Below are 26,243 nucleotides of genomic sequence, written 5' to 3'. Positions count from 1 at the left end.
CTTATACCCCTGTTTCCACACCAAAATGTTGCAGCAGGAAGCGTTCGGCCTGCTCATTCCACACACCGTGGCTCTCTGCAACCAGCTCAGCCAGGCGGGCATAGAATGGATCGGTTTTGCCCAGTTGCGGGAAGTCGGCAATCGCGGTTAACGGCATGGTAGCAAAGTTATAAATCAACTTTTTACCCCCGGGGATTGTAGGCAGATTGATGATGGTATCCGGCACGGAATCCAATCCGCCAATGTGGGTGATCATGACCGAAGGATTGATGCGACCTTCGGCGGTCAGTTGCAACGCCTCCAGCATGTCGCCCGTTGAACCACCCGATGTCCCTACCACATGGGTGGAGGCGTAATGCACGTTGTAAAAGTTAAACGGCACCTTGAATTCACTGTCGGTCGGGCCGGCAAAGAAATTCAGGCAACCGTCTTCCGCCAACAGTTCATCGCCCATCACCAACACATCGGCCACGGCGGCATAAACGAAGACATCATCAAAACCGTGCCCCTGGGTGAGATCACGCAGCGCCGTCACCGGATCGGCAACGTTGCTACTGTTGAAATAAACCAGCTCCACTCCCTTGTCACGCGCAACGCTTTCCGGCAGCAGCAATCTGGCCCGTGCCAAACGCGCTTCATCGATATCTACCACGACTACCCGTGCAGGACGGATGTTGCCGTTGATGGCATAGTCGATCGCTCCAATCCCCATCGGCCCGGCACTGGCCAATAACGCTACGTTGCCGCCGGGCTTGATCCCCATGCGATGTTCATAGACGTACTGTGTCGTGTGGTAGTTGGCGTGGTAAGCACCAATGATGCAGCACATCGGCTCTGCCAACGAGGCTGCCGCATAATAGCTGCCTTCATACGGTAAGACGCAACCGAGCTCCACCGCCTGCTGTGGGATGATCATGTAGGTGGCGTTGCCGCCAAAAAATTCGTAGCTGTAACCCGCCGAGTAGCCGCTCGGCAATCCCATCGCCGGTTGCAGCACAAAGCGTTGGCCTGGCTGGTAACGTGAGCTCAGGTTTTTACCTACCTGCTCAATGATACCGGCGCATTCATGGCCAGTGATTGCCGGATGATCGGCAACGTTATCAGGCACTCGCTTGTGGCTAGCCCCCAATTTGGCGGCCTTCCAGGTAGATAGACACACGCTGTCGGAAATCACTTTCACCAACAGTTCATCATCACCTAGCGGCGGTAATTCAAACTCACGCAGGCGAACGTCGTTTTGGCCATAAATAGCGGCGGCTTGGGTTTTCATGCGGTTTCCTTTTCTGACTGTGTAGCAACCAATTGTTCCAACAGATGGTCGAGATTGCTGTCACCGAGATAATTACTGATTAATACCTTGGGTTTATCGCTCACCCGATCGGCTCGTCCTTCCAGGCTGGAGTGCGTGACGATCAGGTCGGCTTCCGGCGGAATGTTTTCAATGGCGTAGTGCTTAACGCTGATCGGCACCCCGGCTTTCTCCAGACGTTTACGGAAGGTGGTTGCCCCCATCGCGCTGGAACCCATACCGGCATCACAGACAAAGGCGATATGGCGGATCGGTTGAGCTTGCCCTTTGCCGGCGGCTTTCAAGGCTTTGACCTGCCGCTGCGAGTCATCAAAACTGTCTTCGGTAACCTGTTGTTTCTCCATCTTCAGGATCAATGTGGCAATCAGGAACGAAACCAACGTACCCGCCGCTACGCCTGCCAAAGTTCCTGCAAAACCACCACGCGGCGTCAGGGCAAGATAAGCGAAGATGGAACCCGGACTTGGCCCGGCAACCAGGCCAGCCCCCATCAGGTCAAACACGTAGATCCCCGTCATACCACCGCCAATCATGGCAATGATCATCAGTGGCTTCATCAGCACATACGGGAAGTAGAGCTCGTGGATACCGCCAAGGAAGTGGATGATCATCGCGCCCGGTGCCGACTTTTTGCTCATACCCTGACCAAACAGCGAAAACGCCAGCAGGATGCCAAGCCCAGGGCCTGGGTTAGAAGCCACCATGAAGAACACTGAGCGGCCATTCACCGCCGTATCCTGCATGCCCAGCGGGTAATACACTCCCTGGTCGATGGCGTTATTCAGGAAAAGCACCTTCGCCGGTTCGTTGATGATCGACAGCAGCGGCAGATATCCGGTAGCGACCAGCGACTCAATGCCGGCACGCACCAAATGGTTGGCTTGCTGCACCGCAGGGCCAATCACCTCGTAGGCAAACAGGCACAGAAACATGCCCACGATCCCCAGCGAGAAGTTGTTGATCACCATCTCAAACCCCGCCGGGATGCGCTTGTCCAGTTTGGTGTCGATATACTTGATGATCACCCCACCCAGCGGCCCCATCACCATCGCGCCGATGAACATCGGAATATCGGCACCAACAATCACACCGATGGTGCCAATGCCGCCCATGACCGCACCGCGTTTCTCTGCTATCAGGTAGCCACCGGTAGAACCGATCATCAGCGGCAGCAAATAGGTGATCATCGGCCCGACCAGTTGCCCGAAGTGGGCATTAGGCATCCAACCGGTGGGAATAAATAGTGCCGTAATAAATCCCCATGCAATAAATGCGCCGATATTAGGGATTACCATAGCCGTCAGGAACCCGCCAAAAGCTTGCACTCTGGCTCGTATTGTTTTATTGGCCATTATATTGATCCTTGAGTGGATAAAAATTAGAAGCGCAGAACAATTTCCTTGATGGTGGAGACATCTTTTGCCTGAGTAAGCTGTTCTATAGCTTCGTCATCGCAGAACATTTCACTCAACAGTTGGATGGCGTTGATATGGCTGTCGGCATCTTGAGCCGCCAAACCAATTAATACTTTTACTTGCGGATTGTCGTCATTAAAATAAACGCCATTCGGCAATACGGTCAAGGTTAATGCCGTGCCCAAAGCGCCCTCTTCCGGGCGGGCATGTGGCATTGCCACTTCCGGCGTTAAAATATAATAAGCGCCATTTTGTTGAGTGCTGTTTTTTATTGCCGCCACATAACGCGGCTCAACGATATTATTTTCCAGCAGGCAGATCATCGATAAATCAATAGCCTGTTGCCAGTCGCAATCTTGCTGGTGAACGATAAACGCATTTTCCGGGAAGTAATCTATCAATCCATTCATGAGCTGTTCCTATGGTTATTCCAAGAGGATTGGGAATTGTTAATCAGCTTATGGACTAGTGATGGGAAACGCAATCAGGGGGGATTTTGTGAATGAAATCACTCTTTATATGAAACATCTTGCAATTGAAGATCTACTTCACAAAAAAGCGGAATTTAATTTTTAAATAAAAAATTGTCAATAGATGAATTGTGATCGGAACCGCATATAAATAATTTTATAAAAATGCAAATTCCGTGATTACTATCACACTTAATATATTGCCAACCAGGGTTAATGGCGAAATCGCTACGAAAATGACGTCAAAACGCGTTCCTCGTCAGCCATAAAGCGCTTCGGCGTAGTACCCGTATACTGGCGGAAAAAGGCGATAAAGGCACTGTCGCTTGAGAAGGCCAACCGTTGGGCAACCGCGCTTACGGAAGGTAACTGAGCTAATAGTTCGATAGCGTGCATCAACCGCCATTGCTGGCACCACTGTTGATAGCTGAGCCCTGTTTCCCGCAGAAATATCCGCGTTAACGTTTTAGGATGCAGGCCGATCTCCTTGGCCAATTGCGCCAAACCGGGGAGTTGATCTACGTCGTTTAACCTGCCAATCCACGCCGCAATCCGTGGATCGCCTGGCAACGTCAGGTGGGTATTTTCCTGCTCCGCCACGCTCAGTTCATTGCGCAAGACTCGCAACAGATCTTCCGCCTGGGGATGCTGCTGAGCATAGTCGAACGGCCAATGCGCGATGCGCTCAATCACCGCGGCCAATAAAGGATTGGCGGCCAACACTGCACTGTGCGGCATTGCCAGCATCGTACTATCCGCAAAATAGAGCGAACGGTAAGCCACCTGCCCGCGCAGTTGCACACGGTGACGCACGCCTCTGGGGATCCAGATAATACGCGTAGGCGGCAAGATCAGCCACTGCTCGGCTAACGTCACCGTCATACAACCACGTGGGGCATAGAGGATCTGGGCTCGTTGATGCTGATGTTCGCCTGAATCATGCTCCGCCAGTTCGGCACTGATCCCCACCACCGGAGCGGAGTAACTATCCGGATCAAAAACCTGATGTTGAGATATCAGCGCCATCGCCAAGTCCTATACTTGTTGTTTTTTGTCTTTATCATTGTAATCGAACAACGCCAATCTCCTTATACTGCCGGCACTTATTTGGGAGAATGCTATGTCCGTCAAAAAACTGCCTCTGCCCCTGATCGTTGTGATGATCATGGCACCGCAAATCCTCGAAACGCTCTACAGTCCGGCACTGACAGCGATCCGTACCGATTACCAGATCGACGCCACTCAGGCCAGCCACACCCTGTCGATCTACTTTTTTGCTTTTGCCTTCGGCGTGGCCTTTTGGGGTACCGTCAGTGATCAATATGGCCGTAGAATGGCTATGCTCGCCGGTTTGATGATGTATACGGCCGGTGCCTTACTGGCAATAGTTAGCAGCTCTTTCGCATTGCTGCTCGTCTCGCGTGCCGTGATCGCCTTCGGTGCCGCCGTCGGCTCAGTAGTGACACAGACCATGCTGCGTGATGTCTATCAGGGACCCACGTTGGGAAAGATGTTTGCGATGATTGGCATGGCATTGTCGATAAGCCCGATAGTGGGCATGTTGAGCGGCGGCATGCTGGTGTTCTGGGGTGGGCACATGGCCATTTTCATTGCTCAAGGCGGCTTCGCACTGCTACTGCTTGTCTGGTGCTGGCGAGCGCTACCGGAAACCCGCCAGCAAACTACCGGCATGGCTTTAATCCCCTGTCTGATGGAGATGCTGCGTGATAAGCAGATCTGGTGCTCGGCACTACTGATTGCCAGTTTTAATGTCATGGCTTTCAGCTACTTCAGTCTGGCTCCATTTATTTTTCAGAGCTTAGGGTTGAGCAGCGAACAGTTTGGCTATTCGGGGATAGTATTGGCTTTTGGCAGCCTGTGCGGCGCGGCTGCCAACCGCTACTTGTTGCAACAGGGATTATGCGCTTACCGGCAGATCCAACTGGCCAGCCTGTTAACCCTCTTGGCCGCTGTGAGTGCGTGGTATTGGCAAACCAGCCTGATGATCCTGCTGCCCTGCATGGCGATAACCGTGGCATTTGGTTTGGCGATCCCCAATATTCTCAGCCAGGCGCTGAAACATTACCGCAACCGGCTGGGTGCTGCCGGTGCGGTATTGGGATTAGTTTATTATCTGCTGATCGCTGGCGGTCTGGCACTGGCCGCGATGGGCCAGCATCTGCCGTTAACGCTGTTTGCTTGCAGCTGCTTAAGCCTTACCTGCTCAGCAAGGCTTAGGCATTATGCCGAAAGCTGATCCATGGTCTGCAAGATACGCTTCTCAGAGATCGGGTAAGGCGTGCCCAACTGCTGTGCGAACAGGCTGACGCGCAGCTCCTCGATCATCCAACGTACCGCCTTCACCTCTTCATCCTGCTGGCGCTTCGGTGGCAGTTTGTTCAGCCACTGCTGCCACGCCTGCTGAACCTGCTCCACCCGGATCATCTGAGCGCGATCGCGGTGCGGATCGATCGCCAACTTCTCCAGACGGCGCTCAATCGCTTGCAGATAACGCAAGGTGTCCGGCAAGCGGCTCCAACCGTTATTGGTGACAAAACCACGGTACACCAGGCCGTTAAGCTGGGCCTTGATGTCAGAAAGCGCCAGCGCCAACGAGATATCAACGCGCCCCTTCAGACGTTTGTTGATGTTGAACACCGTGGTCAGGATCTGTTCCACCTGTTTGGCCACGCCCACCACGGTTTCGTTCAGCTCGGCACGCACCAGCTCTTGCAGGCGGGCAAAGTTCTCTTCCTGCCACACCGGTCCACCGTGTTCGGCAATCAGCTTGTCGATACCGCAAGAGATACAGTCGTCGATCAGATCCAGCACCTTGCCATACGGGTTGAAATACAGCCCAAGCTTGGCCTTGTTCGGCAATTTCTCATGCAGGTATTTGATAGGCGATGGAATATTCAGCAACAGTAAGCGGCGCGTACCTTGCCACATGGCCTGCTGCTGTTCCTGTTCGCTGTCAAACAGGCGGATGGCCACGCTGTCTTTTTCATCCACCAGCGCCGGGTAAGCCTTGACCGAATAGCCGCCACGCTTCTGCTCATAGAACTCAGGCAGTTTGCCAAAGCTCCAGATATGCAGATTGCTCTGTTCCAGCCCGTCATCCGCCACGGCAGACAGCGTCTCCTGCACCTTGTCTTTAAGCTGGAGCCTCAACGCCGCCAGATCTTTACCTTCACGCAGGGTTTTGTGTTTCTCACCCACCACGCGGAAGGTCATTTTAAGATGATCGGGTACCTGATCCCACTGCCAATCCTCACGTGACACCGTCACGCCGGTCATGCGGCGTAACTCGCGCTCCAGCGAATCCAGCAGCGGCATCTCCAATGGCGTTGCGCGAGCCAGGAAAGCCTCGGCGTAGTTGGGTGCTGGCACAAAATTACGCCGCATCGGCTTAGGCAACGATTTAATCAGCGCGATCACCAACTCACGACGGATACCAGGAATTTGCCACTCAAAACCGGCCTCTTCCACCTGATTGAGGATCGGCAACGGGATGTGCACGGTCACACCATCGGCATCGGTACCCGGCTCAAACTGGTAAGTCAGACGCAGTTTGAGGTTGCCCTGATACCAATAGTTCGGGTAATCCAGCGCATTGACCTTGTTGGCGCCGTCCTTGATCAACATCTCTTTTTCGAAGTTGAGCAGCTCAGGATTTTGCTTACCGGCGGTTTTCCACCAGTGGTCAAAGTGACGCCCGGACACCACATCGCTCGGGATGCGTTGATCGTAGAAACTGAACAGCGTTTCGTCATCCACCAGAATGTCGCGACGGCGCGACTTGTGTTCCAGCTCCTCCACTTCGGCACGCAGCTTCAGGTTGGCGGCAAAGAACGGGTGCCGCGTCTGCCAGTCACCTTCCACCAGCGCATGGCGGATAAACAGCTCACGGCACAGCAGCGGATCGATAGTGCTGTAATTCACCGGACGAGCCGCAACTATTGGCAAGCCAAACAGCGTGACCTTTTCGCTGGCCATCACCGCACCCTGCGATTTTGACCAGTGTGGTTCGCTGTAATGATGCTTGACCAGGTGCTGCGCCATCGGCTCGATCCATTCGGGTTCGATACGCGCAGCGATGCGACCCCACAGACGGCTGGTTTCTACCAGTTCGGCCACCATCGTCCATTTCGGCGGCTTTTTAAACAGCCCGGAGCCTGGGAAGATGGAGAAACGGGCGTTGCGCGCCCCGGTATACTCTTGCTTATCCGCATCCTTCTGGCCAATGTGTGACAGCAGACCACTCAGCAACGCGGTATGCACGCTGCGATAATCCGAAGGTACGCTGTTAACCGGCAAGCCCAGTTCTTTCACCACCTGACGCAGTTGGGTGTAGATATCCTGCCATTCACGCACCCGCAGATAGTTGAGGAAATCGTTGCGGCACAGGCGGCGGAACTGCCCGGAGGAGTTTTCCTTCTGCTGTTCTTTCAGGTAATCCCACAGGTTGACGAACGCCATAAAATCGGAGTCTTTGTCGGCGAAACGGCGGTGTTTCTCATCGGAGGCCTGCTGCTTATCCATCGGCCGCTCACGCGGATCCTGAATCGACAATGCCGAGGTGATGATCATCATCTCGCGCACGCTGCCACTCTTCTGGGCTTCCAACACCATCCGGGCCAAACGCGGATCGATCGGCAACTGTGCCAACTGACGGCCTTGTGGTGTCAACTGATAGTGGCCGTTGTCAGCGGTTTTGATCGCCCCCAACTCTTCCAGCAGACGCACGCCGTCCTGAATATTACGGTTATCCGGCGCTTCAACAAACGGGAAGGCGGCAATATCGCCCAGCCCAAGCGACGTCATCTGCAAAATGACCGAGGCCAGGTTGGTACGCAGAATTTCCGGGTCGGTAAACTCCGGGCGCGACAGGAAATCCTGCTCTGAGAATAAACGGATACAGATACCGTCCGAGACGCGCCCACAGCGGCCCTTACGCTGGTTGGCCGAAGCCTGCGACACCGGCTCGATCGGCAAACGCTGCACTTTGGTGCGGAAGCTGTAGCGGCTGATACGTGCCGTACCCGGGTCGATGACGTACTTGATGCCCGGCACGGTCAGCGAGGTTTCGGCCACGTTGGTCGCCAACACGATGCGGCGGCCATGGTGCGACTGGAATACCCGATTCTGTTCGCTGTTGGACAGGCGGGCATAGAGCGGCAGCACCTCGGTATGCGGCAGGTTGAGCTTGGTCAGCGCATCGGCGGTATCGCGGATTTCTCGCTCGCCGCTCATAAAGATCAGGATATCCCCTGGCCCCTCTCGCCCCAACTCGTCCACCGCATCGAAAATCGCCTGTAGCTGATCGCGTTCAGTATCGTCAGCGTCATCGACTACCGGCCGATAGCGAACCTCAACCGGATAGGTACGACCTGATACCTCAATGATCGGCGCATTATTGAAGTGGCGGGAAAAGCGCTGCGGATCGATGGTGGCCGAGGTGATGATCACCTTGAGATCCGGGCGTTTTGGCAACAGTTCGCGCAAGTAACCCAGGATAAAATCGATGTTCAGGCTGCGCTCATGCGCTTCATCGATGATCAGGGTGTCGTACTGCATCAGGTTACGGTCCTGCTGGATTTCGGCCAGCAAGATCCCGTCTGTCATCAGTTTGACCAGGGTATTTTCACCCACCTGATCGTTGAAGCGTACCTTATAGCCAACGCTGCCACCCAGTGGGCTTTCCAGCTCATCGGCGATGCGGTTGGCAACGGTGCGTGCAGCCAGGCGACGCGGTTGCGTGTGGCCAATCAGGCCTTTGACGCCGCGCCCTAATTCCAGGCAGATTTTCGGTAGCTGGGTGGTCTTCCCAGAACCGGTTTCCCCCGCCACGATCACGACCTGGTGATCGCGGATGGCGGCGAGAATATCCTGTTTCTTTTGGCTGACCGGCAGGCTTTCCGGATAGGTGATTTTCGGGCACGAGGCCGCACGGGAGCGCACCTTCTGCATGGCTTGCTCGATATCACCCGCTATTTCTGCGGCAACGGCCTGTTGAGCCTCGGGGCTTTTGACTTTGCGGGCACCTTGCAACCGGCGTTGCAGACGCTGCTGATCACGGAGCATCAAGTCACCCAGTTGGGATGACAATGCCGCGAGCGTAGATTTCACTTTCGGTGTTCCTTGTTTCTTCACAGCAATGGGTTCACGTCACGAGGTTATGGTTTGATGTTATTGCCCCTAATCCTCTCCCCAAAGAGAGGGGACTACTGACGGGCGTTGACCAATAGCTGCGGTTTTAAAATAGGTTTATCATTTTTTGACTTAGCAATACAGGATACCACAATGGGTTTTCTCTCCATAATCCATCCGCTTAGCCCGGGTTTGCTTGTTCAATAAAATCGAACGAAGATCTCGAAATATTCCGCTATCACTGTTGGTACATTCTGCATAAAGTGTACCTCATGCAACGGGCAACCTGCCCCGATCTCACTGTCATAACGAAAGGAAGTATCGATGAGCAACGTATTGGTTCTTAAATCCAGCATCCTGGCAACGTATTCTCAGTCTAATCAATTGGCCGATTTCTTCGTTGAACAGTGGGCCAATGCTCACAGCAACGATACCATCACCGTGCGTGACCTGGCTGCACAGCCGATCCCGGTACTGGATGGTGAACTGGTTGGTGCGCTGCGTCCTTCCGATGCTCCGCTGACCCCACGCCAGCAAGAAGCACTGGCTCTGTCAGACGAACTGATTGCCGAGCTGCAAGCCAACGACACTATCGTTATCGCAGCACCGATGTACAACTTCAACATCCCAACCCAGTTGAAGAATTATTTTGACCTGATTGCCCGTGCCGGCGTCACCTTCCGTTACACCGAAAACGGCCCGGAAGGCTTGGTAAAAGGCAAACGCGCCATCATTCTGACCAGCCGCGGCGGCATTCATAAAGGCACCCCGACCGATCTGATCGAGCCTTACCTGCGTCTGTTCCTGGGCTTTATCGGTATCACCGAAGTTGAGTTTGTGTTTGCCGAAGGGATTGCTTATGGCCCAGACGTCGCGACCAAAGCTCAAGCGGATGCCAAAGCGTTACTGAGCGAAGTGATTGCCGCTTAACCACGGTGGGCGCTGCATGCGGCGCCCCTGAAAAACAGATTCACCTGCAAAATCCGTTTTACCCTCATAACAATAAGTCGTTTAAATTCCGTTGCGCGCCCAAGGGCGCGCTTTTTTTATTTCTGCAACCACTGGCCGTTAATTCCCCGGACATATTCACCCGCAGGCGCTCGGGTAACCAACTTCTGCCCGGCCATGCGCGCGACTTCATCGATCGCGATATGATTGCTGGTTGCCACCTGCTGGTATTTCTCGGCACGCCCGGCATTGATTTTTTTCACCAACGCCTGAGTCTCCGCATCCTGCTTCACCGGTGCAATATAGCCACTGAGCGTTTCACCCACCCGGCCCTGCTGTTTGGCTTCATCCAGCGTCAACGCCTGAGCCAGTCCGCTGAATAACCAACCGGCGGCGATCAACCACAGATAATGTTTTTTCATGCTGGCTCCTAGAATAGACCGCTCTGGTCTTTCAGCAGGTTCTCGACGTCCTTATCCACCTTGATGTGGATCTCATGCTCAATTTTGACGTTCATATTGATGGTGATGGGATCCTTTGGCGTCGCCACCTCAATGCGCGGTACGCAACCGCTCAGCAAGGATGCGCCCAACACGGCTGCCAGCAATGGCCTGGTCGCGTTCTTCATTGTTGTTCCTCGGGTTTTGAGAGCGCCTGCTCCAGCCACTCTTGTAAATTGTCGCCGAAACGCAGGCTGCGCCACAGCTGAAACACGTTTTCCTGATGGCTATAGTTAAGGATAACCTCACGTTTGGCATTTTTCTGCGGATTTACGCCATCGATATGCACCTTTAACGTCAGTTCACCCAGATTATCGAGATCGACCCGCGCCTTGGAGCGGTTGATTTCCATATAGCGTAACCAGTCGATAGCGGCACCGGTAGCCAGGTTATTGCTGCCAATGGCATCGGCCATATCTTTATCCAGCCGCAGCGTCATTGTACCTGCATTGGCGATCCAGCCGTTTTGCACCAGCCATTTTGGGTGGTTCAGGTAGAGCAGTAACTCGCCGTTGATGCGGCCAGACATGGCGAACTGCTTCGGTTTGAGTGCGGTGAACAGCGCACTGAGGTCGATTTGATCCAGTTTGAGTACCGCCGCATCATGCTGCGGCATACGTAATGCCGAGAGGCTGATATGACCGTTGAGCATATCCACCCCGATGTTGCTCAAGGTGAGTGGATACGCCTCGCTGTAGGGATAGGTGCCTTGCAGGTCAGCGGTAATATTCTGCATCTCGAACAGCGTCTTGATAGATTTGATGCGCAGCATGATTGGGCGCTTGGCTCCAAGCTGCCACAGATGGTTCTTCAAGCGATAGGGCAACACAAAGTCCAGTCCACTCATTTCTCCATCTGGTAGCCACATACCGCCGTTGCGCACTACCCAGTGGCCACCCGCTTCAAACCCCTGCACCCGCGCAGCCGAAAATGCCGACTGGGCATAGAACTCACCATCGCGCAGTTTGATATTCAGATCGGGTGAAATCAACGGCTGGAACACCGTTAACGACTGTTTCGGCCACCAGCCTTCACCACGCAGGCGTTCGCCATCCCAGCGGCCACGTAGGGTGATTGGCCCAATCTGCTCGGCCTGCAATGCACCTTGCCATTGGAAACTGTCTGGCCCGGCACCCTGCAATTGCAAGTCCAGCACCGAAGCGGGCAAATAGCTGCCTTCGCCAAAGCTGGTTTTATCCGCCTTCAGTTGCACACCGCCGGTAAGGCTTGGTGCTTTGACATCCCGCTGCCACTGAATTGCCTGGCTGAGCGTCAGACGCGGCGTCGCCACCGTGACTAGTCCGTATTTCATTCGATCAAAACCGGTGGAAAGGCGATCGAGGGTGATGATGGTGTCCTGCCAGCGGCCGCTGCCTGCCACATCCCAAGCGGCCTGTAGCGGAGGTAATTTGCCGTTACCCCAAGAACGCCACTGCCACTGACCGTGATCTGGCCAGAAACTTTGTGCCTGGCCATCCAGATGCAGTTTGAAATGGCCCCAGTAGTTTTCGCTGGCGCTAATAATCGCTTGCAGACGGCCGGTGATCCCGTCAACGGTAACTTTTACCCCGGCCAGAGGCAAACGCGCCTCCTCCAACTTCACGTCCGGTGCCGGGTTGCCCCACGCGCGTAGTAAAGAACCCGGCTGTAGCACCAGCGTTGGGTTAAGGACCGAGCCGCTGATAATGCCGGGGATTGATGCGGTGAGCGAAAGATTAGCCAGGTTGGCCTGCCCGGTAAGCTGGAATGCCAGATCGCTGTTGGTCAGGCTCAGGCTGCCTGGCCCCAACGTCAGCACCGCATTGCCTTTACCGTTGTGCCCTGCGGTGATCACGTTCAAACGTGCGGTAATTTGAGTTTCATCAAACCCCTGGCTCCAATCATGCAACGCCAGATTCAACCCACCGCTGAGCGGTTGATCCAGGTACGGCCAGCGCCATTCCCCTTTCTCGATGCTGATCTGCTTCGGCGTCAACGCCCAAGGGAGCGTGGCCAGCGGTTGTTCACTGCCCTTTTCCGTGAGTGTCAATACGCCCTGCTGCTCCTGCCAGTGCAAATTCAACAGCAAAGGTTTTTCCAGATAGGCAGTTTGCAGCTCGCCTTGCAGTTCCCCCTGGCTCGGCATACTGTCCATGTCCAACGGCACGGTGATTTTGCCCGTCAGTTGCACTGGCGTCGTGCTGTTCGGCGGAGTAATACTGAGCTGGTTAAGCGTTAGCTGTTGATGTTCATCCAGCACCGCTTCGGCGGTAATGTTCTTCCCTTGATAGTGCAGCCGTTGGCCATTGGCCGCAGACGACAGCTGCAATCTGCCCGCATAGGCTTGCCAAGGGGTGAGCGTGAGAAGAGTGATATTAAGGTCAATGGGCGGCAGCATCGCTTGCAGTTGGTCTAACGTTAGCGGTGCGCTGTCCCCTTCGGCGGCAGGTAGTTTTGACAGGCAAGCCGTATCCACATCGGCCCGTTCGCTATTCAGCCGCCAAGTCCCCTTTTGGTAGGACAGCTTCAGGTCGCTGACGTTGGCTATGGCACAGCCTTGGGCGCTGAACTTCAGCCCATCTAGATGCAAAGCCCCTTGCTGCCAGCGCAAGGGCCCTTGTAAAACCAACTGGCTCCCCTGCGGCAACCAAGGCGCGATCGCCCGCGGTAACCAGCGAGGCAGAGTCTGCCACAGCGCGATGATCAGCAGAATGATGCTCGCCACGAGCGCTAGCCATACTTTTAATTTCTTTGTCATTACGCGCAGGTTTAGTTCCTGATAAACATCGATTAGCTCGGTGTAATGATGACACGGATCCCCTGACAGGTGAAGGTGAACCCTTCTCATCATTAATATAATAGGTTTCTCAATCTTGATATTTATCCGGTGAATACAGAAAATAGCTAATACACTGATTATCAGCACAAAACACTGAACGCGGCGCGGCGAGATAACGCGCTAAACCATTGTCGTATTTGGCAAAATATGTTAATTTGATCACATAATCACGCGGGAGAAACCACGATGAAAATGGCGATTTACAGCACCAAACAGTACGACCGTAAGTATCTTGAATTGGTAAATCAGCAGTTTGGTTATGAGCTGGAGTTTTTCGATTTTCTGCTAAGCAAGAAAACCGCCAAAACCGCCATCGGCTGCAAGGCCGTGTGCATCTTCGTCAATGACGACGGCAGCCGGGAAGTGCTGGAAGAGCTGGCCGCGCTCGGGGTGGAGATCCTCGCCCTGCGTTGTGCCGGGTTCAATAACGTCGATCTGGATGCGGCGAAAGAGCTGGGTATCAAAGTGGTGCGCGTTCCGGCCTATTCACCTGAGGCCGTGGCCGAACACGCCGTGGGCATGATGATGTGCCTTAACCGCCGCATTCATCGTGCCTATCAACGCACCCGTGATGCCAACTTCTCGCTGGAAGGGTTGATCGGTTTCAATATGCATAACCGCACCGCCGGGGTGATCGGTACCGGCAAGATCGGCGTCGCCACCATGCGTATCCTGAAAGGCTTTGGCATGAAGCTATTGGCCTATGATCCCTATCCAAGCGCGCAGGCATTAGAACTGGGCGCGGAATATGTCGATCTTAAGACATTGTATGCCCAGTCAGATGTGATCACCCTGCACTGTCCGTTAACACCGGAAAACCACCATCTGCTGAATGCGGACGCATTCTCGATGATGAAAGACGGCGTGATGGTAATTAACACCAGCCGCGGAGCCTTGGTCGACTCCTCTGCCGCCATCGATGCCCTCAAACAGCAGAAGATTGGTGCGCTGGGGATGGATGTGTATGAAAACGAACGCGACCTGTTCTTTGAAGACAAATCCAACGACGTGATCCAGGATGACGTTTTCCGCCGCCTGTCCGCCTGTCATAACGTGCTGTTTACCGGCCACCAGGCGTTCCTGACGGAAGAGGCGCTGACCAGTATTTCGCAAACTACCTTGAAAAATATTGAACAGCTGTTGCGGGGTGAAGCCTGTCCTAATCAGCTTAATGCCTGATATTTTGGGGGCGCGCTTGGCGCCCCTGTTCCCGTTTTAGCTTCTGGAAACAACAATGAAAAAACTGATCCCTCTAGTCATGGCTAGCGCACTGCTGGCTGGCTGTAATACAGCAAAAACCGAGCAACCAACCGTGATAGCCAGCGACCTGCTGCATCATAACTTTGTGTTGCAGAGCGTGGATGGTGTAGCGGTTGAGGCGAAACAAGGCAGCGGCCCGAGCATTGAGTTCGGTGAGAAAATGAATATTTCCGGATCGATGTGTAACCGTTTCTTCGGCCAGGGCCAGTTAGAAAATGGCGTGCTGACGGTGAAAAACCTCGCCACTACCCGCATGATGTGTACGGATCCGCAGCGTAATCAATGGGATCACACCATCGGCACGCTGCTGGCAAATGGCGCAAAAGTCTCGCTCAATGGCCAACAACTGACCCTGAGCGGCAGCGATCATCAACTGATCTATACCCTGAAAGACTGGGTTAACTAGCCCCTCACCCATCCCTCTCTTTAGTGAGAGGGAGCGAGTTCAGCGTCGTTGACAGGTAATGTGGTACTGCGTAGGGGCGCCGCATGCTGCGCCCGCTCAGGAACCCATTTTATGAATTACCGGGAACAGGCACCCCGGCCCAGCGCCGACTCTTCGCACTGCTTGCCATTCGGCATCTGACACATTCTGAGCGTATCGCCGTTGAGCGAATGGGCAATGGTGGTGACCCCACCCACGCTGGCACAACCTTCGCTGGTAGGAATGGTACCAATATTGGCACTGGTCGCGATCTGCTGTGGTTCTTGATTGTTGCTGCTACAGGCAGCCAAAGTGAGTATGGCGCCGGCAAGCAGCCATTTTGCTGTGATCATTATTCGTACCTCTGAACCGAAACGATGCTGTGTAATTTTGCCATTGCTGATAACCCGAGCCACTTGAACGATGGGCTCGTTTGGTTATCTTTGATGTCCACCCGTTGAGCTTCAAGTTGCCGCCTGATAATCAGCAAGCGGCAACCGGAAACGCAACCTAAGTAATCTAGCTTGTTAGCTTAATAATAGAAATATGATTAGCGATAAAATTGTCGTTTTTTTAACCTGGGCACATTTTAGTGCACACCGCCATTCAGTGCCCTGCCGATTTTGACAGCAAATTAATCACCAATACCCCGGCGATAATCAACCCCATGCCAATCACGGCCGGCAAATCCAGCTTCTGCTGGTAAAAGAATACCGCAGCAATAGACACCAGTACGATCCCCATACCCGACCAGATAGCATACACAATCCCCAACGGCATGGTTTTTACCACCATCGACAGCCCCCAAAATGCTACCACGTAGCCCAAGACCACAAACACTGAGGGCCACAAACGGGTAAACCCTTCCGAGGCTTTTAACAAGGTTGTCGCGATCACTTCGGCGACTATCGCCATGGTTAGATAGATAAATGCAGTCATTTCTCGGTTCTTCTTTCTGTGTCGTGTTGAATAAATATAAGGCGCGGGGATTAAATTACGGTGAAACCGCGACGACGTTTTAACGTTGTGCGGCGAATGATAAATATTTTTTAACGAAATATCACCTTACATCCCGATTTTGTGCGCCACACAAACGCGATAAAGCGTCAATAAACCCCTCTGTTAGACTTTACCGATGATTATAAAAGGCTGACTTATGCAGCTTTGTGAGCAAAGAAAGGTACTGCAGATGATTACTACAGATGGTAATAACGCCGTCGCTTCCGTGGCTTACCGCACCAGTGAAGTGATAGCCATTTACCCGATCACCCCAAGTTCGACCATGGCAGAACAAACCGCTGCCTGGTCCGGTGACGGCAGGAAGAACATTTGGGGCGACGTACCCAACGTTGTGGAGATGCAATCCGAAGGCGGTGCCATTGCTACCGTGCACGGCGCGTTGCAAACCGGCGCGCTTTCCACCTCCTTCACCTCCTCCCAGGGATTGCTGTTGATGATCCCTTCGCTGTATAAGCTGGCCGGGGAGTTGACGCCGTTTGTACTCCACGTTGCCGCTCGTACCGTCGCGACCCATGCGCTGTCCATCTTTGGCGATCACTCCGATGTAATGGCCGTACGCCAGACCGGTTGCGCCATGCTGTGCGCCAGTAACGTGCAAGAGGCGCAGGACTTTGCGCTGATCGCTCAGACGGCCACGTTGAACAGCCGCCTGCCGTTCATCCACTTCTTTGATGGTTTCCGCACCTCGCACGAAATCAACAAGATCGCCCCGCTGAGCGACGAGACGCTGCATCAGATGATGCCGCAGGACGCCATCGACGCCCATCGCAGCCGGGCCCTGACGCCAGATCATCCGGTAATACGCGGCACCTCGGCCAACCCGGATACTTATTTCCAATCGCGTGAAGCGACCAATCCGTGGTACGACAATACTTACCAGCACGTGCAGCAGGCGATGGACAAGTTTGCCCAACTCACCGGCCGTAGCTATCAGCCGTTTGAGTATTACGGCCATCCGCAGGCCGAGCGCGTGGTGATCCTGATGGGATCCGCCATCGGCACCTGTGAAGAAGCAATCGACCACCTGCTGACGCACGGCGAAAAAGTGGGCGTGCTGAAAGTTCGGCTTTATCGTCCTTTCTCCGCCAAACACCTGCTCGCCGTACTGCCGGACAGCGTGCAAAAAATTGCGGTGCTCGATCGCACCAAAGAACCTGGCGCTCTGGCCGAACCTCTATACCTGGATGTGATGACCGCGCTGGCGGAAGCCTTTAGCCGTGGTGAGCGTGAGCGCATGCCGATGGTGATTGGCGGGCGCTATGGGCTGTCTTCCAAAGAGTTTGGCCCAGACTGCGCGCTGGCCATCTTCCGTGAGCTGATGCTGGATAAACCCCGTCCGCGCTTTACCGTGGGCATTTTCGACGATATTACCGGCCTTTCGCTACCGCTGCGCGAAGAAACCTTGCCACAACGAACCTCGCTGGAAGCGCTGTTCTATGGTTTGGGCAGCGATGGTTCGGTGTCTGCGACCAAGAACAACATCAAAATCATCGGCAACAGCACGCCGATGTTTGCCCAAGGCTATTTTGTCTATGACTCGAAAAAGGCCGGTGGCCTGACGGTGTCACACCTGAGAGTTAGCGACAAACCGATCAATTCGGCCTATCTGATCGACCGCGCCGATTTTGTCGCTTGCCACCAGTGGCAGTTTATCGACAAATATCAAATGGTCGAGCGGCTCAAACCCGGCGGTATTTTCCTGCTCAATACCCCTTATAGCGCCGATGAAGTCTGGTCACGCTTGCCGCAGGAAGTTCAGGCGATCCTGCATCAGCGCCAGGCTAAGTTGTACATCATCAACGCCGCCAAGCTGGCGCGCGAATGCCATCTGGGCGCTCGTATCAATACCGTCATGCAGATGGCCTTCTTCCATCTGTCACAGATCCTGCCTGGTGATGTGGCGTTGCAGGAGTTGCAGGGAGCGATTGCCCGCAGCTATAGCAACAAGGGCCAGGAAATTGTTGAACGTAACTGGCAGGCCTTGGGGGCCACGCTGAGTGAGCTGACAGCCATCCCGCTTCGCCCACTCGACAGCAACAGCCCAATACGTCCGCCGGTGGTTTCCGACGCCGCTCCTTACTTTGTTAAAACCGTTACCGCCGTGATGCTGGCCGGGCTGGGCGATACCCTGCCGGTTTCTGCCTTCCCACCGGATGGCACCTGGCCGGTAGGCACCACGCAGTGGGAAAAACGTAATATTGCCGAAGAAGTGCCGATCTGGCAGCCCGACCTGTGTACCCAGTGCAACCACTGCGTCGCCGCGTGTCCACATTCGGCTATTCGTGCCAAGGTCGTCCAGCCAGAGGCCATGGAGTTCGCCCCTGCTACGCTGCAATCGCTGGATGTAAAATCCCGTGATATGCGCGGCCAGAAATACGTATTGCAGGTCGCCCCTGAAGACTGTACCGGCTGTAACCTGTGCGTTGAGGTTTGCCCGGCAAAAGATCGCCAGAATCCGGAAATCAAGGCGATCAATATGGCTTCCCGCCTAGATCATCTGGCAGAGGAAAAAGCGCATTACGACTTCTTCCTGCAACTGCCGGAAATCGACGCCTCGCAGTTGGAACGTATCGATATCCGTACCTCACAGTTGATCTCCCCGCTGTTTGAGTATTCTGGTGCCTGTTCCGGCTGTGGTGAAACACCGTATATCAAACTGCTGACCCAGCTGTATGGTGACCGGTTGCTGATTGCCAACGCCACCGGCTGTTCTTCGATCTATGGTGGTAACCTGCCAACGACGCCTTACACCACCAACGCCGATGGCCGTGGGCCAGCCTGGGCAAACTCACTGTTTGAGGATAATGCCGAATTTGGCCTGGGCTTCCGCCTGACGGTAGACCAGCATCGCCGCCGCGTATTGCGCCTGCTCGACACGTTGGCACCGCAGTTACCTGCCCAACTGGTCGCCTCGTTGCAGGCAGACGAGATCGCCACCGGCCCACGCCGCCAGCAGATCGCCGAATTGCGCAGCCTGTTGGCCAACGTGCCAGGTAACGATGCCCGCCAGTTGGCAACCGATGCCGATTACCTGGTGGATAAATCCATCTGGCTGATTGGTGGTGACGGCTGGGCTTACGATATCGGCTTCGGCGGCCTGGATCATGTGCTGAGCCTGACCGAAAACGTCAACGTGCTGGTGCTGGATACGCAGTGCTACTCCAATACCGGCGGGCAGCAATCCAAGGCCACTCCGCTAGGGGCCGTGACCAAGTTTGGTGAGAACGGCAAGCGCAAGGCCCGTAAAGATCTCGGCGTCAGCATGATGATGTACGGCCATGTGTATGTCGCGCAAATCTCGTTGGGTGCACAGCTTAACCAGACGGTGAAAGCGATTCAGGAGGCGGAAGCCTACCCTGGCCCTTCACTGATCATCGCCTACAGCCCTTGTGAGGAGCATGGTTACGATCTGGCACTGAGCCACGACCAAATGCGACAGCTCACCGCGACCGGCTTCTGGCCGCTGTACCGCTTCGACCCACGCCGGGCCGAGGAAGGTAAAGCCGCATTGGCGCTGGACTCCCGTCCGCCAAACAGCGAACTGACCGCGACTTTGAACAAGGAGCAACGCTTCCGTCGCCTCAACACGCAGCAGCCTGAAGTTGCCGCCGCGTTGTATCAGGCCGCAGAAAAAGAGCTTAAGCAGAAATATGATTTCCTCAGCCTGCTGGCTGGGAAGTCTGAGAAGGTTGATTCGGAGTAGGTATGTTGAGGGCGCGATTTCGCGCCCTTTTTTATCTGACTATAATCGTTGTCGAATCAATGGTAAGCAGCGGTTTGTTCAGATCAACTTTTGCCTCATTAAGAATGCTCTTTAGCGTAGTTGTTAAGGCGGTATTGATCATTTCCAACAGATCATCATTCGCAATGTAGCCTTCCCCGGCTTCAGATAGACTTTTAGAAAGCCTATCCAATGAGGTGTTTGTTTCTTCGGTAAGAAAAACTAGAATCGGCCCTTTCAGCTCACTTATAGCTTCACTTGCAGCTTTAGCTTTATCTCTTTGAACTGTCACGTAATCATCATTCTGCATTTCAAATGCATCATGTGGATTAGTGCCTTCGAAATAGTTCATTTGAGTTACTATGGCTGTGGACCAGTTGGCTAGGTGAGTCACCAAAGTTGTATAATACTTTTCTTTACTGACCCAGTTCTGTTGGCTTACCCAATGACTGCCAGATAAGGAAGTTTTTATCCACTCCGTATCTTTCGTAGTTTCTCTTAATTGCTGACTCAGTGCTGAAAAATGCGCATCATTAGCTCTATTTTCACCACGTTTTTTGAGATATGCACCACCAAATGCACCAATGGTTGCACCTAACAAGCCGATCCCTCCCGCAATAAGATACGTAGTCACTTGCATAGTTTTTAACTGGGGTAAGATTTCAGAAATTACCATTCGAACATCTTCAGGAGTCATATTTACCCTTCGAGTTTTTGATACCAATCTTCATAACCAAATTGTTCAGGATACATTATAAATGCAATCGAATTACAGTAGTCGCGCTCACGAGCAAGTAGAGCAATTTTACACGCCTAGCATCGTCGTCATCACTATACACTACACATTTTCCACGACTTGTTTCCCTCGAGCCAAATGATCACGGCAAAATGTAGATAGGAGTGAGAAAAGACGATTTGAAGAGTTCAAACGAATACTGATCAAATCCCCCCAGAGAATGCTAAACTTGCCCGCTAAAAGTGTCATACCGCCAATGCGCACCCAATTTGAGAACGAGCACGATTTAAATGTCAGAAAATCAAACAATTAGCCAAAAAGAGCAGTACAACCTCAACAAATTGCAAAAACGCCTGCGCCGCAACGTGGGTGAAGCGATCGCGGCCTACAGCATGATTGAGGAAGGCGACCGCATCATGGTTTGCCTGTCTGGCGGTAAAGACAGCTACACCATGCTGGAGATCCTGCGCAGTCTGCAAAAAAGCGCTCCGGTGAACTTCTCACTGATCGCGGTGAATCTCGACCAGAAGCAGCCCGGCTTCCCTGAGCATATCCTGCCCGCCTATCTGGAAAGTCTGGGGGTGGAATACAAGATCGTCGAAGAGAACACCTACGGCATCGTGAAGGATAAAATTCCAGAGGGTAAAACCACCTGCTCCCTGTGCTCGCGTCTGCGCCGCGGTATCCTTTACCGTACCGCTACCGAACTGGGTGCTACCAAGATTGCCCTTGGTCATCACCGCGACGACATTCTGCAAACGCTGTTCCTTAACATGTTCTACGGCGGCAAGCTGAAAGGTATGCCACCCAAGTTGATGAGCGACGATGGCAAACACGTGGTGATCCGTCCGCTGGCCTACTGCCGCGAGAAAGACATCGAGCGTTTCTCGGTTGCTAAAGAATTCCCGATTATCCCGTGCAATCTGTGTGGTTCTCAGCCTAATCTGCAACGTCAGGTGATCGGCGATATGCTGCGCGACTGGGACAAACGCTACCCAGGCCGTATTGAAACCATGTTCAGCGCCATGCAGAACGTGGTGCCTTCGCACCTGTGCGATACCGAGCTGTTTGAATTCAAAGGTATTCATCACGGTAGCGAAGTGGTCGATGGCGGCGATTTAGCCTTTGACCGGGAAGACATTCCGCTGCACCCCGTGGGTTGGCAACCGGAAGACGCGGATGACAACGGTTCACCTGCGTTTGAACGCCTGAACGTGCTGGAAATCAAATAGTCCCTTCTCCGCCTGCCATGCGCAGGCGGATGTTTTTCCCCACGCAATTTTAGATCCTGTTCACAATTCACACAAAAAATATCTGACAGTGCGGTTTTTGCCTTATACTGTGTTTTTATACAGTCATAAGGAGACCGACGATGAATATCACCCCTTGCCTTTCCCACGTATCGCTGGGAACCAATAATTTTGATGCCGCTGCAAAATTTTACGACCAGGTTCTCGGTGCGTTGGGTTGTCGACGCGTCATGGAGCATCCTGGTGCCATCGGTTATGGCCGTGACTATCCCGAGTTTTGGCTGCAAGTGCCGATAGACGGTAAGCCCGCAGGCACTGCCAACGGCGTGCATATTGGCTTCTTCGCCACCAGCAAGCAGCAGGTTGATGAGTTTTATCAGCAGGCGGTAGCCGCTGGGGCACAGGGCGACGGTGCGCCGGGTTCACGCCCCCATTACGGTGCCGCCTATTACGGCTGTTTTGTGCGCGATCTGGATGGGCACAAGATAGAAGCCAGCTTCTGGGATGAAAGCGCGGCTTAAGCCAATCGGGGCGCGGTGTGCAAATAATCGGGCGTAGCATGCGGCGCCCCTACGGAGTAATCCGGTTGGTTGGGATGATGGATTTCATACGCGGAGAAGATTGAGCGAAGAAAAAAGCATAAAAAAATGCCGGTGGTTAGACCGGCATCGTATTGAATTAAATGTGCTATGCAATAATTCTAAAAATAAGAAAGTAAAACAATTATGGAGCGCAACGCCCATCGCTTGACGTTGCATTCACCTGCGAGAGTAAGGATGCCGCAGTTCGCGTTAGCAAATGTTGATACTGCTCAACTTTACTCGCGTTATCGCCACTATTTGTTGTTATAGCCAGCGGCTACGTCTCAACCACCAGGCAACGCCTCCCACCAATGCCACCAGCATAAAGCAGAACGAGGCAAACGCCAGTGGGCTACCACTGCCCGGGATCCCCCCCAGGTTGACGCCAAACAGCCCGGTCAAGAAGGTGGTAGGTAGAAAGACCATCGCCATCAGCGACATGGTGTAGGTACGGCGGTTCATGGCATCAGCCATCACGGTAGTGATTTCATCGGACAGGATCGCCGTGCGGGCAATGCTGCCATCCAGGTCATCTAATCCGCGCCCCAAACGATCGGCAATGTCCTGCATGCGGCGGCGTTCATCGTCATTCATCCAAGGCAAACGGTCACTCGCCAAGCGTGAGAAGACATCACGCTGCGGTGCCATGTAGCGTCGTAACACAATCAGCTGTTTGCGGATCAGCGCCAACTGCCCACGTTCAGGAGTCTGTTGCTCCAGCAGCGCATCTTCTAGATCGATAATCTTATCGTGCAGATCTTCGATGAATTCGCTGGTGTGGTCGGTGAGTTCATCAGCAACCTCTACCAGCCAACTGCCGCTGTTGGTTGGCCCCGTCCGTTTTGCAATTCATTGACGACCTCATCGATGGAGTAGACCTTACGATGGCGGGTGGAGATAATCATTTTATCGGTGATATATACGCGGAACGTCACCAACTGATCGGGCCGTGAATCCGTATTGAAGTTGATACCACGCAGCGTGATCAACGTCCCTTCGCCTAACCGACTGACGCGCGGGCGGGTACTTTCGCCGGAAAGTGCTTCTCTGACCAGGTCTGGCAGCAGCGGTGTGTTGGCCAACCATTCGGCGCTGGCAGGATGCGCGTAGTCCAGATGCAGCCAGCAAGGCTCCTCGCAGGTGATCTTATCGTCAGCCTCAATGGGCGTGGTGCCACCCTTGCCGTCGAGTTGATAGGCATAGACCGCGTCGGGCACCTGTAGCTCACGCCCCTCTATGACATCCATTCAAAACCCTCTCTATTTTGCCGTTAATACAGAGTCTAGCGTTATTGCCTTAGGGATCAAAGAGGCAACGCCATAACGGGTTCGTAAAGTAAAAAGCCCCCGCGTTGGCGAGGGCTTGGCAAGCAATATTGCGCTGAATATTAGTGTTTCAGGATGTACATTTCCTGGCTGTAGGCGACATCTTCGGGGTTAGTGATCGGATAGCCCTTCACCCAAGGCTTGATCAGACGACCGTTGGTGTATTGATAGATTGGGGCGATCGGGGCCTCGGCCGCAATCATCTGCTCGGCCTTGTTATAGTCGGCAGTTAACGCCGCAGGCTTGGTCTCACGGCTGGCGTCGGCCAACAGTTTATCGTATTGCGAGTTGTTGAACTTGGCGATATTCCCACTGTGTGAAGAGGTCAGCAGCGACAAGAAGGTCGAGGCCTCGTTGTAATCCCCCACCCAAGAGGCGCGCACTACGTCGAAGTTGCCGGTATTACGGCTGTCGATATAGGTTTTCCACTCCTGGTTTTGCAGATTAACGTCCACGCCCAGGGTTTTCTTCCACATTGAGGCTACGGCGATGGCGATCTTTTGGTGACTCTCTGAGGTGTTGTACAGCAGGGTCAGTTTCAGGGGATGATTTGGGCCATAGCCCGCCGCCTGCATCAGCGCCTTGGCTTGTTCATTCAGTTCTTCCTGTGTCTGTTGTTGCAACAGGCTGATTTCCGGCTTGAAGCCAGCAGTGACATCAGGGGTGAAGTGGTAGGCCGGTTTCTCGCCGGTGCCCAGCACTTTTTCGGCGATGATTTTGCGATCGATTGCGTAAGACAACGCTTTGCGCACCCGTACGTCATTGGTTGGCGCGCGCTGGGTGTTAAAGGCGTAATAATAGGTGCCGAGCTGATCCGGCGTGTAAACCTGGTCTGGAATATCCTTCAACAGTTTCTGGTACATGTTTTTCGGGAAGGATTCGGTAATATCGATGTCGCCAGCCTGATAGCGCTTGGTCGCGTTGGACTCCTGGTTGATGGGCACAAAGGTCACCTTGGTCAACACGGTGTGCTTATGGTCCCAATAATGGTCGTTCGGCACCAGGACCAGCTTCTCGTTAACCACGCGTTCTTGCAGTTTGAACGCGCCGTTACCAACCAGATTGCCCACCTTGGTCCAATCGTTGCCATATTGCTCAACCACGGATTTAGGCACGGGGAACAGGCTGAAATTCGCCGTCAGGCTGACAAAGTAAGGCACCGGCTTGTTCAGTTGGACTTTTAACGTATGGTCGTCCACCGCCACCACGCCAAGCTTATCTATAGGCAGCTTACCTGCGATGATCTCTTCAGCATTTTGGATGCCGGCTAGCTGAGCAAACCAGGCAAATGGCGACAGGCTTTTCGGATCAACCAACCGCTGCCAGCTGTAAACAAAGTCTTTCGCCGTGACAGGGTCACCGTTTGACCAGCGGGCATCTTTGCGCAGGGTGAAAATATAGGTTTGGTTATCCGAGGTCTGCCAGCGTGTGGCAACGCCGGGGATCACTTTGCCATGCGCATCCTGATTGACCAGCCCTTCGAATAAATCACGGGCAACCTGTGCTTCTGGCAGGCCTACGGCCTTGATCGGATCGAGCGAAGCCGGCTCATCTTTGATATGCCGCACGATCTCCTGTTTATCCGCCAGCACGGTACCTGGGGGAACCTGGGCAGCCACTGCGCCGCCGATACTTGCGCTGATGGTGAGCGCGCAAAGCGTTAAACGAAAACTCGCCACAATTGTTTTTCTCGTCATTATTGATATGCCCCAGTTAACCCTATGAATTTTTTATCATATAGCACAAGAATGCTCGCCACCTATAGTCCGGCGTAACAAGAATGTAAAAAGTGGATGTTTGATCCAAAAAAAAAAGCCCACAGGCGTTATCGGCACTGTGGGCTGATGGGGTCAGTCAGGATCAGTCGTAAAGATGAATACTGGCGATCTTGTAGCTGAACTCTTCGCCTTCTTCTTCATCGAAGATGGTGAAATAGCCTTTCTCTACCAGCGGGTTAAGCTGGATATCGGTCTTTTGTAGCTGGCGGGAATCGGCGTCGTCAAAACCATAGTCGAGGTAAAATTCCCCTTTCTGATGATCCACGTGCAGGGTGAACGGATAATTAGACTCGTCACCGCGCCCATCGTCGTTTTTCACCACACCAAACCACTCTCCCTGGCGGATCTGGTTTTCTTCATCCACGCCGCACAGTAGGGTGATGGTGTCTTTTTCGTTTTCGCTGTAATGCGCAACTACTCTGGCTACTGGCATGTTAAATCCTCTTTATTGTTAGCTATCTGCCGATAGTATAACAATCGGCGTCACTTTATTCGCTTAACCCACTGGGAAAGATCGCCCAAAGCGTAATAGACTGAA

General features: G+C 53.7%; 20 protein-coding genes and 1 pseudogene. 7 read left to right on the top strand and 14 right to left on the bottom strand.

The window, feature by feature from the left end; all coding sequences use genetic code 11:
* Nucleotide 1: 1 nt before the first annotated feature.
* From U869_RS0101030 to U869_RS0101010, 4 genes are all read right to left on the bottom strand, one after another.
* Nucleotides 2-1,270, bottom strand: a complete 1,269-nt coding sequence (locus U869_RS0101030; protein WP_025119142.1) for a zinc-binding dehydrogenase — start codon at nt 1,268-1,270, stop codon at nt 2-4.
* Nucleotides 1,267-2,661 (bottom strand): PTS mannitol transporter subunit IICB, encoded by a 1,395-nt coding sequence (locus U869_RS0101025; RefSeq protein WP_025119143.1) that lies wholly within the window; start codon nt 2,659-2,661, stop codon nt 1,267-1,269. The genes U869_RS0101030 and U869_RS0101025 overlap by 4 nt, the downstream gene beginning before the upstream one ends.
* 26 nt (nt 2,662-2,687) lie before the next feature.
* A complete protein-coding gene (locus tag U869_RS0101020; protein WP_025119144.1) occupies nt 2,688-3,134 on the bottom strand; it encodes a PTS sugar transporter subunit IIA in 447 nt (148 codons plus the stop codon).
* Between the two features lie 288 nt (nt 3,135-3,422).
* Entirely contained in the window at nt 3,423-4,220 is a 798-nt protein-coding gene (locus U869_RS0101010; protein WP_025119145.1) for a helix-turn-helix transcriptional regulator, read from the bottom strand.
* A 94-nt stretch (nt 4,221-4,314) separates the two neighbouring features.
* Here U869_RS0101010 and U869_RS0101005 point away from each other — a divergent pair, with 94 nt between their 5' ends.
* Nucleotides 4,315-5,451 carry an MFS transporter gene (locus U869_RS0101005; protein ID WP_025119146.1) on the top strand — a complete coding sequence of 379 codons (1,137 nt, stop codon included), beginning with the start codon at nt 4,315-4,317 and terminating at the stop codon, nt 5,449-5,451.
* Here the strand turns inward: U869_RS0101005 and hrpA are convergent.
* Nucleotides 5,436-9,323 (bottom strand): ATP-dependent RNA helicase HrpA, encoded by a 3,888-nt coding sequence (hrpA, locus tag U869_RS0101000; protein WP_025119147.1) that lies wholly within the window; start codon nt 9,321-9,323, stop codon nt 5,436-5,438. The two genes, U869_RS0101005 and hrpA, sit on opposite strands and share 16 nt — an antisense overlap.
* Nucleotides 9,324-9,668: 345 nt before the next feature.
* On the opposite strand from hrpA, the gene azoR reads away from it, so the two are divergent.
* Nucleotides 9,669-10,274 carry an FMN-dependent NADH-azoreductase gene (azoR, locus tag U869_RS0100995; RefSeq protein WP_025119148.1) on the top strand — a complete coding sequence of 202 codons (606 nt, stop codon included), beginning with the start codon at nt 9,669-9,671 and terminating at the stop codon, nt 10,272-10,274.
* A 116-nt stretch (nt 10,275-10,390) separates the two neighbouring features.
* Here the strand turns inward: azoR and U869_RS0100990 are convergent, their stop codons facing one another.
* From U869_RS0100990 to U869_RS0100980, 3 genes are read right to left on the bottom strand one after another with little or no spacing between them, the layout of a single operon-like run.
* Entirely contained in the window at nt 10,391-10,714 is a 324-nt protein-coding gene (locus U869_RS0100990; protein WP_025119149.1) for a YdbL family protein, read from the bottom strand.
* Nucleotides 10,715-10,722: 8 nt separating this feature from the next.
* Nucleotides 10,723-10,920 (bottom strand): YnbE family lipoprotein, encoded by a 198-nt coding sequence (locus U869_RS0100985; protein ID WP_025119150.1) that lies wholly within the window; start codon nt 10,918-10,920, stop codon nt 10,723-10,725.
* Complete coding sequence (locus U869_RS0100980; protein WP_025119151.1) at nt 10,917-13,529, bottom strand: YdbH family protein; 2,613 nt, start codon at nt 13,527-13,529, stop codon at nt 10,917-10,919. Before U869_RS0100980 ends, U869_RS0100985 begins: the two co-directional genes overlap by 4 nt.
* Nucleotides 13,530-13,796: 267 nt before the next feature.
* Here U869_RS0100980 and U869_RS0100975 point away from each other — a divergent pair, with 267 nt between their 5' ends.
* On the top strand, nt 13,797-14,789 hold the full coding sequence (locus tag U869_RS0100975; protein ID WP_025119152.1) for a 2-hydroxyacid dehydrogenase: 993 nt from the start codon (nt 13,797-13,799) through the stop codon (nt 14,787-14,789).
* A gap of 55 nt (nt 14,790-14,844) precedes the next feature.
* Nucleotides 14,845-15,276 (top strand): heat shock protein HslJ, encoded by a 432-nt coding sequence (hslJ, locus tag U869_RS0100970; RefSeq protein WP_025119153.1) that lies wholly within the window; start codon nt 14,845-14,847, stop codon nt 15,274-15,276.
* A gap of 116 nt (nt 15,277-15,392) precedes the next feature.
* Here the strand turns inward: hslJ and U869_RS0100965 are convergent, their stop codons facing one another.
* Both U869_RS0100965 and U869_RS0100960 read right to left on the bottom strand, forming a co-directional pair.
* Nucleotides 15,393-15,647, bottom strand: a complete 255-nt coding sequence (locus U869_RS0100965) for a DUF333 domain-containing protein (RefSeq protein ID WP_025119154.1) — start codon at nt 15,645-15,647, stop codon at nt 15,393-15,395.
* 253 nt (nt 15,648-15,900) lie between these two features.
* Nucleotides 15,901-16,233: an SMR family transporter gene (locus U869_RS0100960; protein ID WP_025119155.1), complete on the bottom strand. Its 333-nt coding sequence runs from the start codon at nt 16,231-16,233 to the stop codon at nt 15,901-15,903.
* A 250-nt stretch (nt 16,234-16,483) separates the two neighbouring features.
* Here U869_RS0100960 and nifJ point away from each other — a divergent pair, with 250 nt between their 5' ends.
* Nucleotides 16,484-20,017 carry a pyruvate:ferredoxin (flavodoxin) oxidoreductase gene (gene nifJ, locus U869_RS0100955; protein WP_025119156.1) on the top strand — a complete coding sequence of 1,178 codons (3,534 nt, stop codon included), beginning with the start codon at nt 16,484-16,486 and terminating at the stop codon, nt 20,015-20,017.
* A 31-nt stretch (nt 20,018-20,048) separates the two neighbouring features.
* Here nifJ and U869_RS0100950 read toward each other — a convergent pair whose 3' ends face one another.
* Entirely contained in the window at nt 20,049-20,732 is a 684-nt protein-coding gene (locus U869_RS0100950; protein WP_025119157.1) for a hypothetical protein, read from the bottom strand.
* Between the two features lie 329 nt (nt 20,733-21,061).
* Here U869_RS0100950 and ttcA point away from each other — a divergent pair, with 329 nt between their 5' ends.
* The gene (gene ttcA, locus U869_RS0100945; RefSeq protein WP_025119158.1) at nt 21,062-22,003 is read left to right on the top strand and encodes a tRNA 2-thiocytidine(32) synthetase TtcA; all 942 of its coding nucleotides are present in this window, start codon (nt 21,062-21,064) and stop codon (nt 22,001-22,003) included.
* Between the two features lie 140 nt (nt 22,004-22,143).
* Nucleotides 22,144-22,542: a VOC family protein gene (locus tag U869_RS0100940; protein ID WP_025119159.1), complete on the top strand. Its 399-nt coding sequence runs from the start codon at nt 22,144-22,146 to the stop codon at nt 22,540-22,542.
* A gap of 324 nt (nt 22,543-22,866) precedes the next feature.
* Here U869_RS0100940 and zntB read toward each other — a convergent pair.
* From zntB to U869_RS0100925, 3 genes and pseudogenes are all read right to left on the bottom strand, one after another.
* Nucleotides 22,867-23,849, bottom strand: a pseudogene (gene zntB / locus U869_RS29125) (zinc transporter ZntB).
* A 140-nt stretch (nt 23,850-23,989) separates the two neighbouring features.
* Entirely contained in the window at nt 23,990-25,624 is a 1,635-nt protein-coding gene (locus U869_RS0100930; RefSeq protein ID WP_029987219.1) for an ABC transporter substrate-binding protein, read from the bottom strand.
* A 163-nt stretch (nt 25,625-25,787) separates the two neighbouring features.
* Nucleotides 25,788-26,138, bottom strand: a complete 351-nt coding sequence (locus U869_RS0100925; protein ID WP_025119161.1) for a hypothetical protein — start codon at nt 26,136-26,138, stop codon at nt 25,788-25,790.
* Between the last annotated feature and the right edge of the window lie 105 nt (nt 26,139-26,243).

Source organism: Serratia sp. H1w (assembly GCF_000633355.1).
Taxonomy (GTDB): domain Bacteria; phylum Pseudomonadota; class Gammaproteobacteria; order Enterobacterales; family Enterobacteriaceae; genus Chania.
The sequence above is the reverse complement of the archived record's forward strand: the minus strand, read 5'-3'. Positions and strand labels throughout refer to the sequence as shown.

What these genes read in the sequence shown, in the direction of transcription:
- U869_RS0101030 (WP_025119142.1), bottom strand. Translation starts at nt 1,270, where the DNA reads ATGAAAACCCAAGCCGCCGCTATTTATGGCCAAAACGACGTTCGCCTG.
- U869_RS0101025 (WP_025119143.1), bottom strand. Translation starts at nt 2,661, where the DNA reads ATGGCCAATAAAACAATACGAGCCAGAGTGCAAGCTTTTGGCGGGTTC.
- U869_RS0101020 (WP_025119144.1), bottom strand. Translation starts at nt 3,134, where the DNA reads ATGAATGGATTGATAGATTACTTCCCGGAAAATGCGTTTATCGTTCAC.
- U869_RS0101010 (WP_025119145.1), bottom strand. Translation starts at nt 4,220, where the DNA reads ATGGCGCTGATATCTCAACATCAGGTTTTTGATCCGGATAGTTACTCC.
- U869_RS0101005 (WP_025119146.1), top strand. Translation starts at nt 4,315, where the DNA reads ATGTCCGTCAAAAAACTGCCTCTGCCCCTGATCGTTGTGATGATCATG.
- azoR (WP_025119148.1), top strand. Translation starts at nt 9,669, where the DNA reads ATGAGCAACGTATTGGTTCTTAAATCCAGCATCCTGGCAACGTATTCT.
- U869_RS0100990 (WP_025119149.1), bottom strand. Translation starts at nt 10,714, where the DNA reads ATGAAAAAACATTATCTGTGGTTGATCGCCGCCGGTTGGTTATTCAGC.
- U869_RS0100985 (WP_025119150.1), bottom strand. Translation starts at nt 10,920, where the DNA reads ATGAAGAACGCGACCAGGCCATTGCTGGCAGCCGTGTTGGGCGCATCC.
- U869_RS0100980 (WP_025119151.1), bottom strand. Translation starts at nt 13,529, where the DNA reads ATGACAAAGAAATTAAAAGTATGGCTAGCGCTCGTGGCGAGCATCATT.
- U869_RS0100975 (WP_025119152.1), top strand. Translation starts at nt 13,797, where the DNA reads ATGAAAATGGCGATTTACAGCACCAAACAGTACGACCGTAAGTATCTT.
- hslJ (WP_025119153.1), top strand. Translation starts at nt 14,845, where the DNA reads ATGAAAAAACTGATCCCTCTAGTCATGGCTAGCGCACTGCTGGCTGGC.
- U869_RS0100965 (WP_025119154.1), bottom strand. Translation starts at nt 15,647, where the DNA reads ATGATCACAGCAAAATGGCTGCTTGCCGGCGCCATACTCACTTTGGCT.
- U869_RS0100960 (WP_025119155.1), bottom strand. Translation starts at nt 16,233, where the DNA reads ATGACTGCATTTATCTATCTAACCATGGCGATAGTCGCCGAAGTGATC.
- nifJ (WP_025119156.1), top strand. Translation starts at nt 16,484, where the DNA reads ATGATTACTACAGATGGTAATAACGCCGTCGCTTCCGTGGCTTACCGC.
- U869_RS0100950 (WP_025119157.1), bottom strand. Translation starts at nt 20,732, where the DNA reads ATGACTCCTGAAGATGTTCGAATGGTAATTTCTGAAATCTTACCCCAG.
- ttcA (WP_025119158.1), top strand. Translation starts at nt 21,062, where the DNA reads ATGTCAGAAAATCAAACAATTAGCCAAAAAGAGCAGTACAACCTCAAC.
- U869_RS0100940 (WP_025119159.1), top strand. Translation starts at nt 22,144, where the DNA reads ATGAATATCACCCCTTGCCTTTCCCACGTATCGCTGGGAACCAATAAT.
- U869_RS0100930 (WP_029987219.1), bottom strand. Translation starts at nt 25,624, where the DNA reads ATGACGAGAAAAACAATTGTGGCGAGTTTTCGTTTAACGCTTTGCGCG.
- U869_RS0100925 (WP_025119161.1), bottom strand. Translation starts at nt 26,138, where the DNA reads ATGCCAGTAGCCAGAGTAGTTGCGCATTACAGCGAAAACGAAAAAGAC.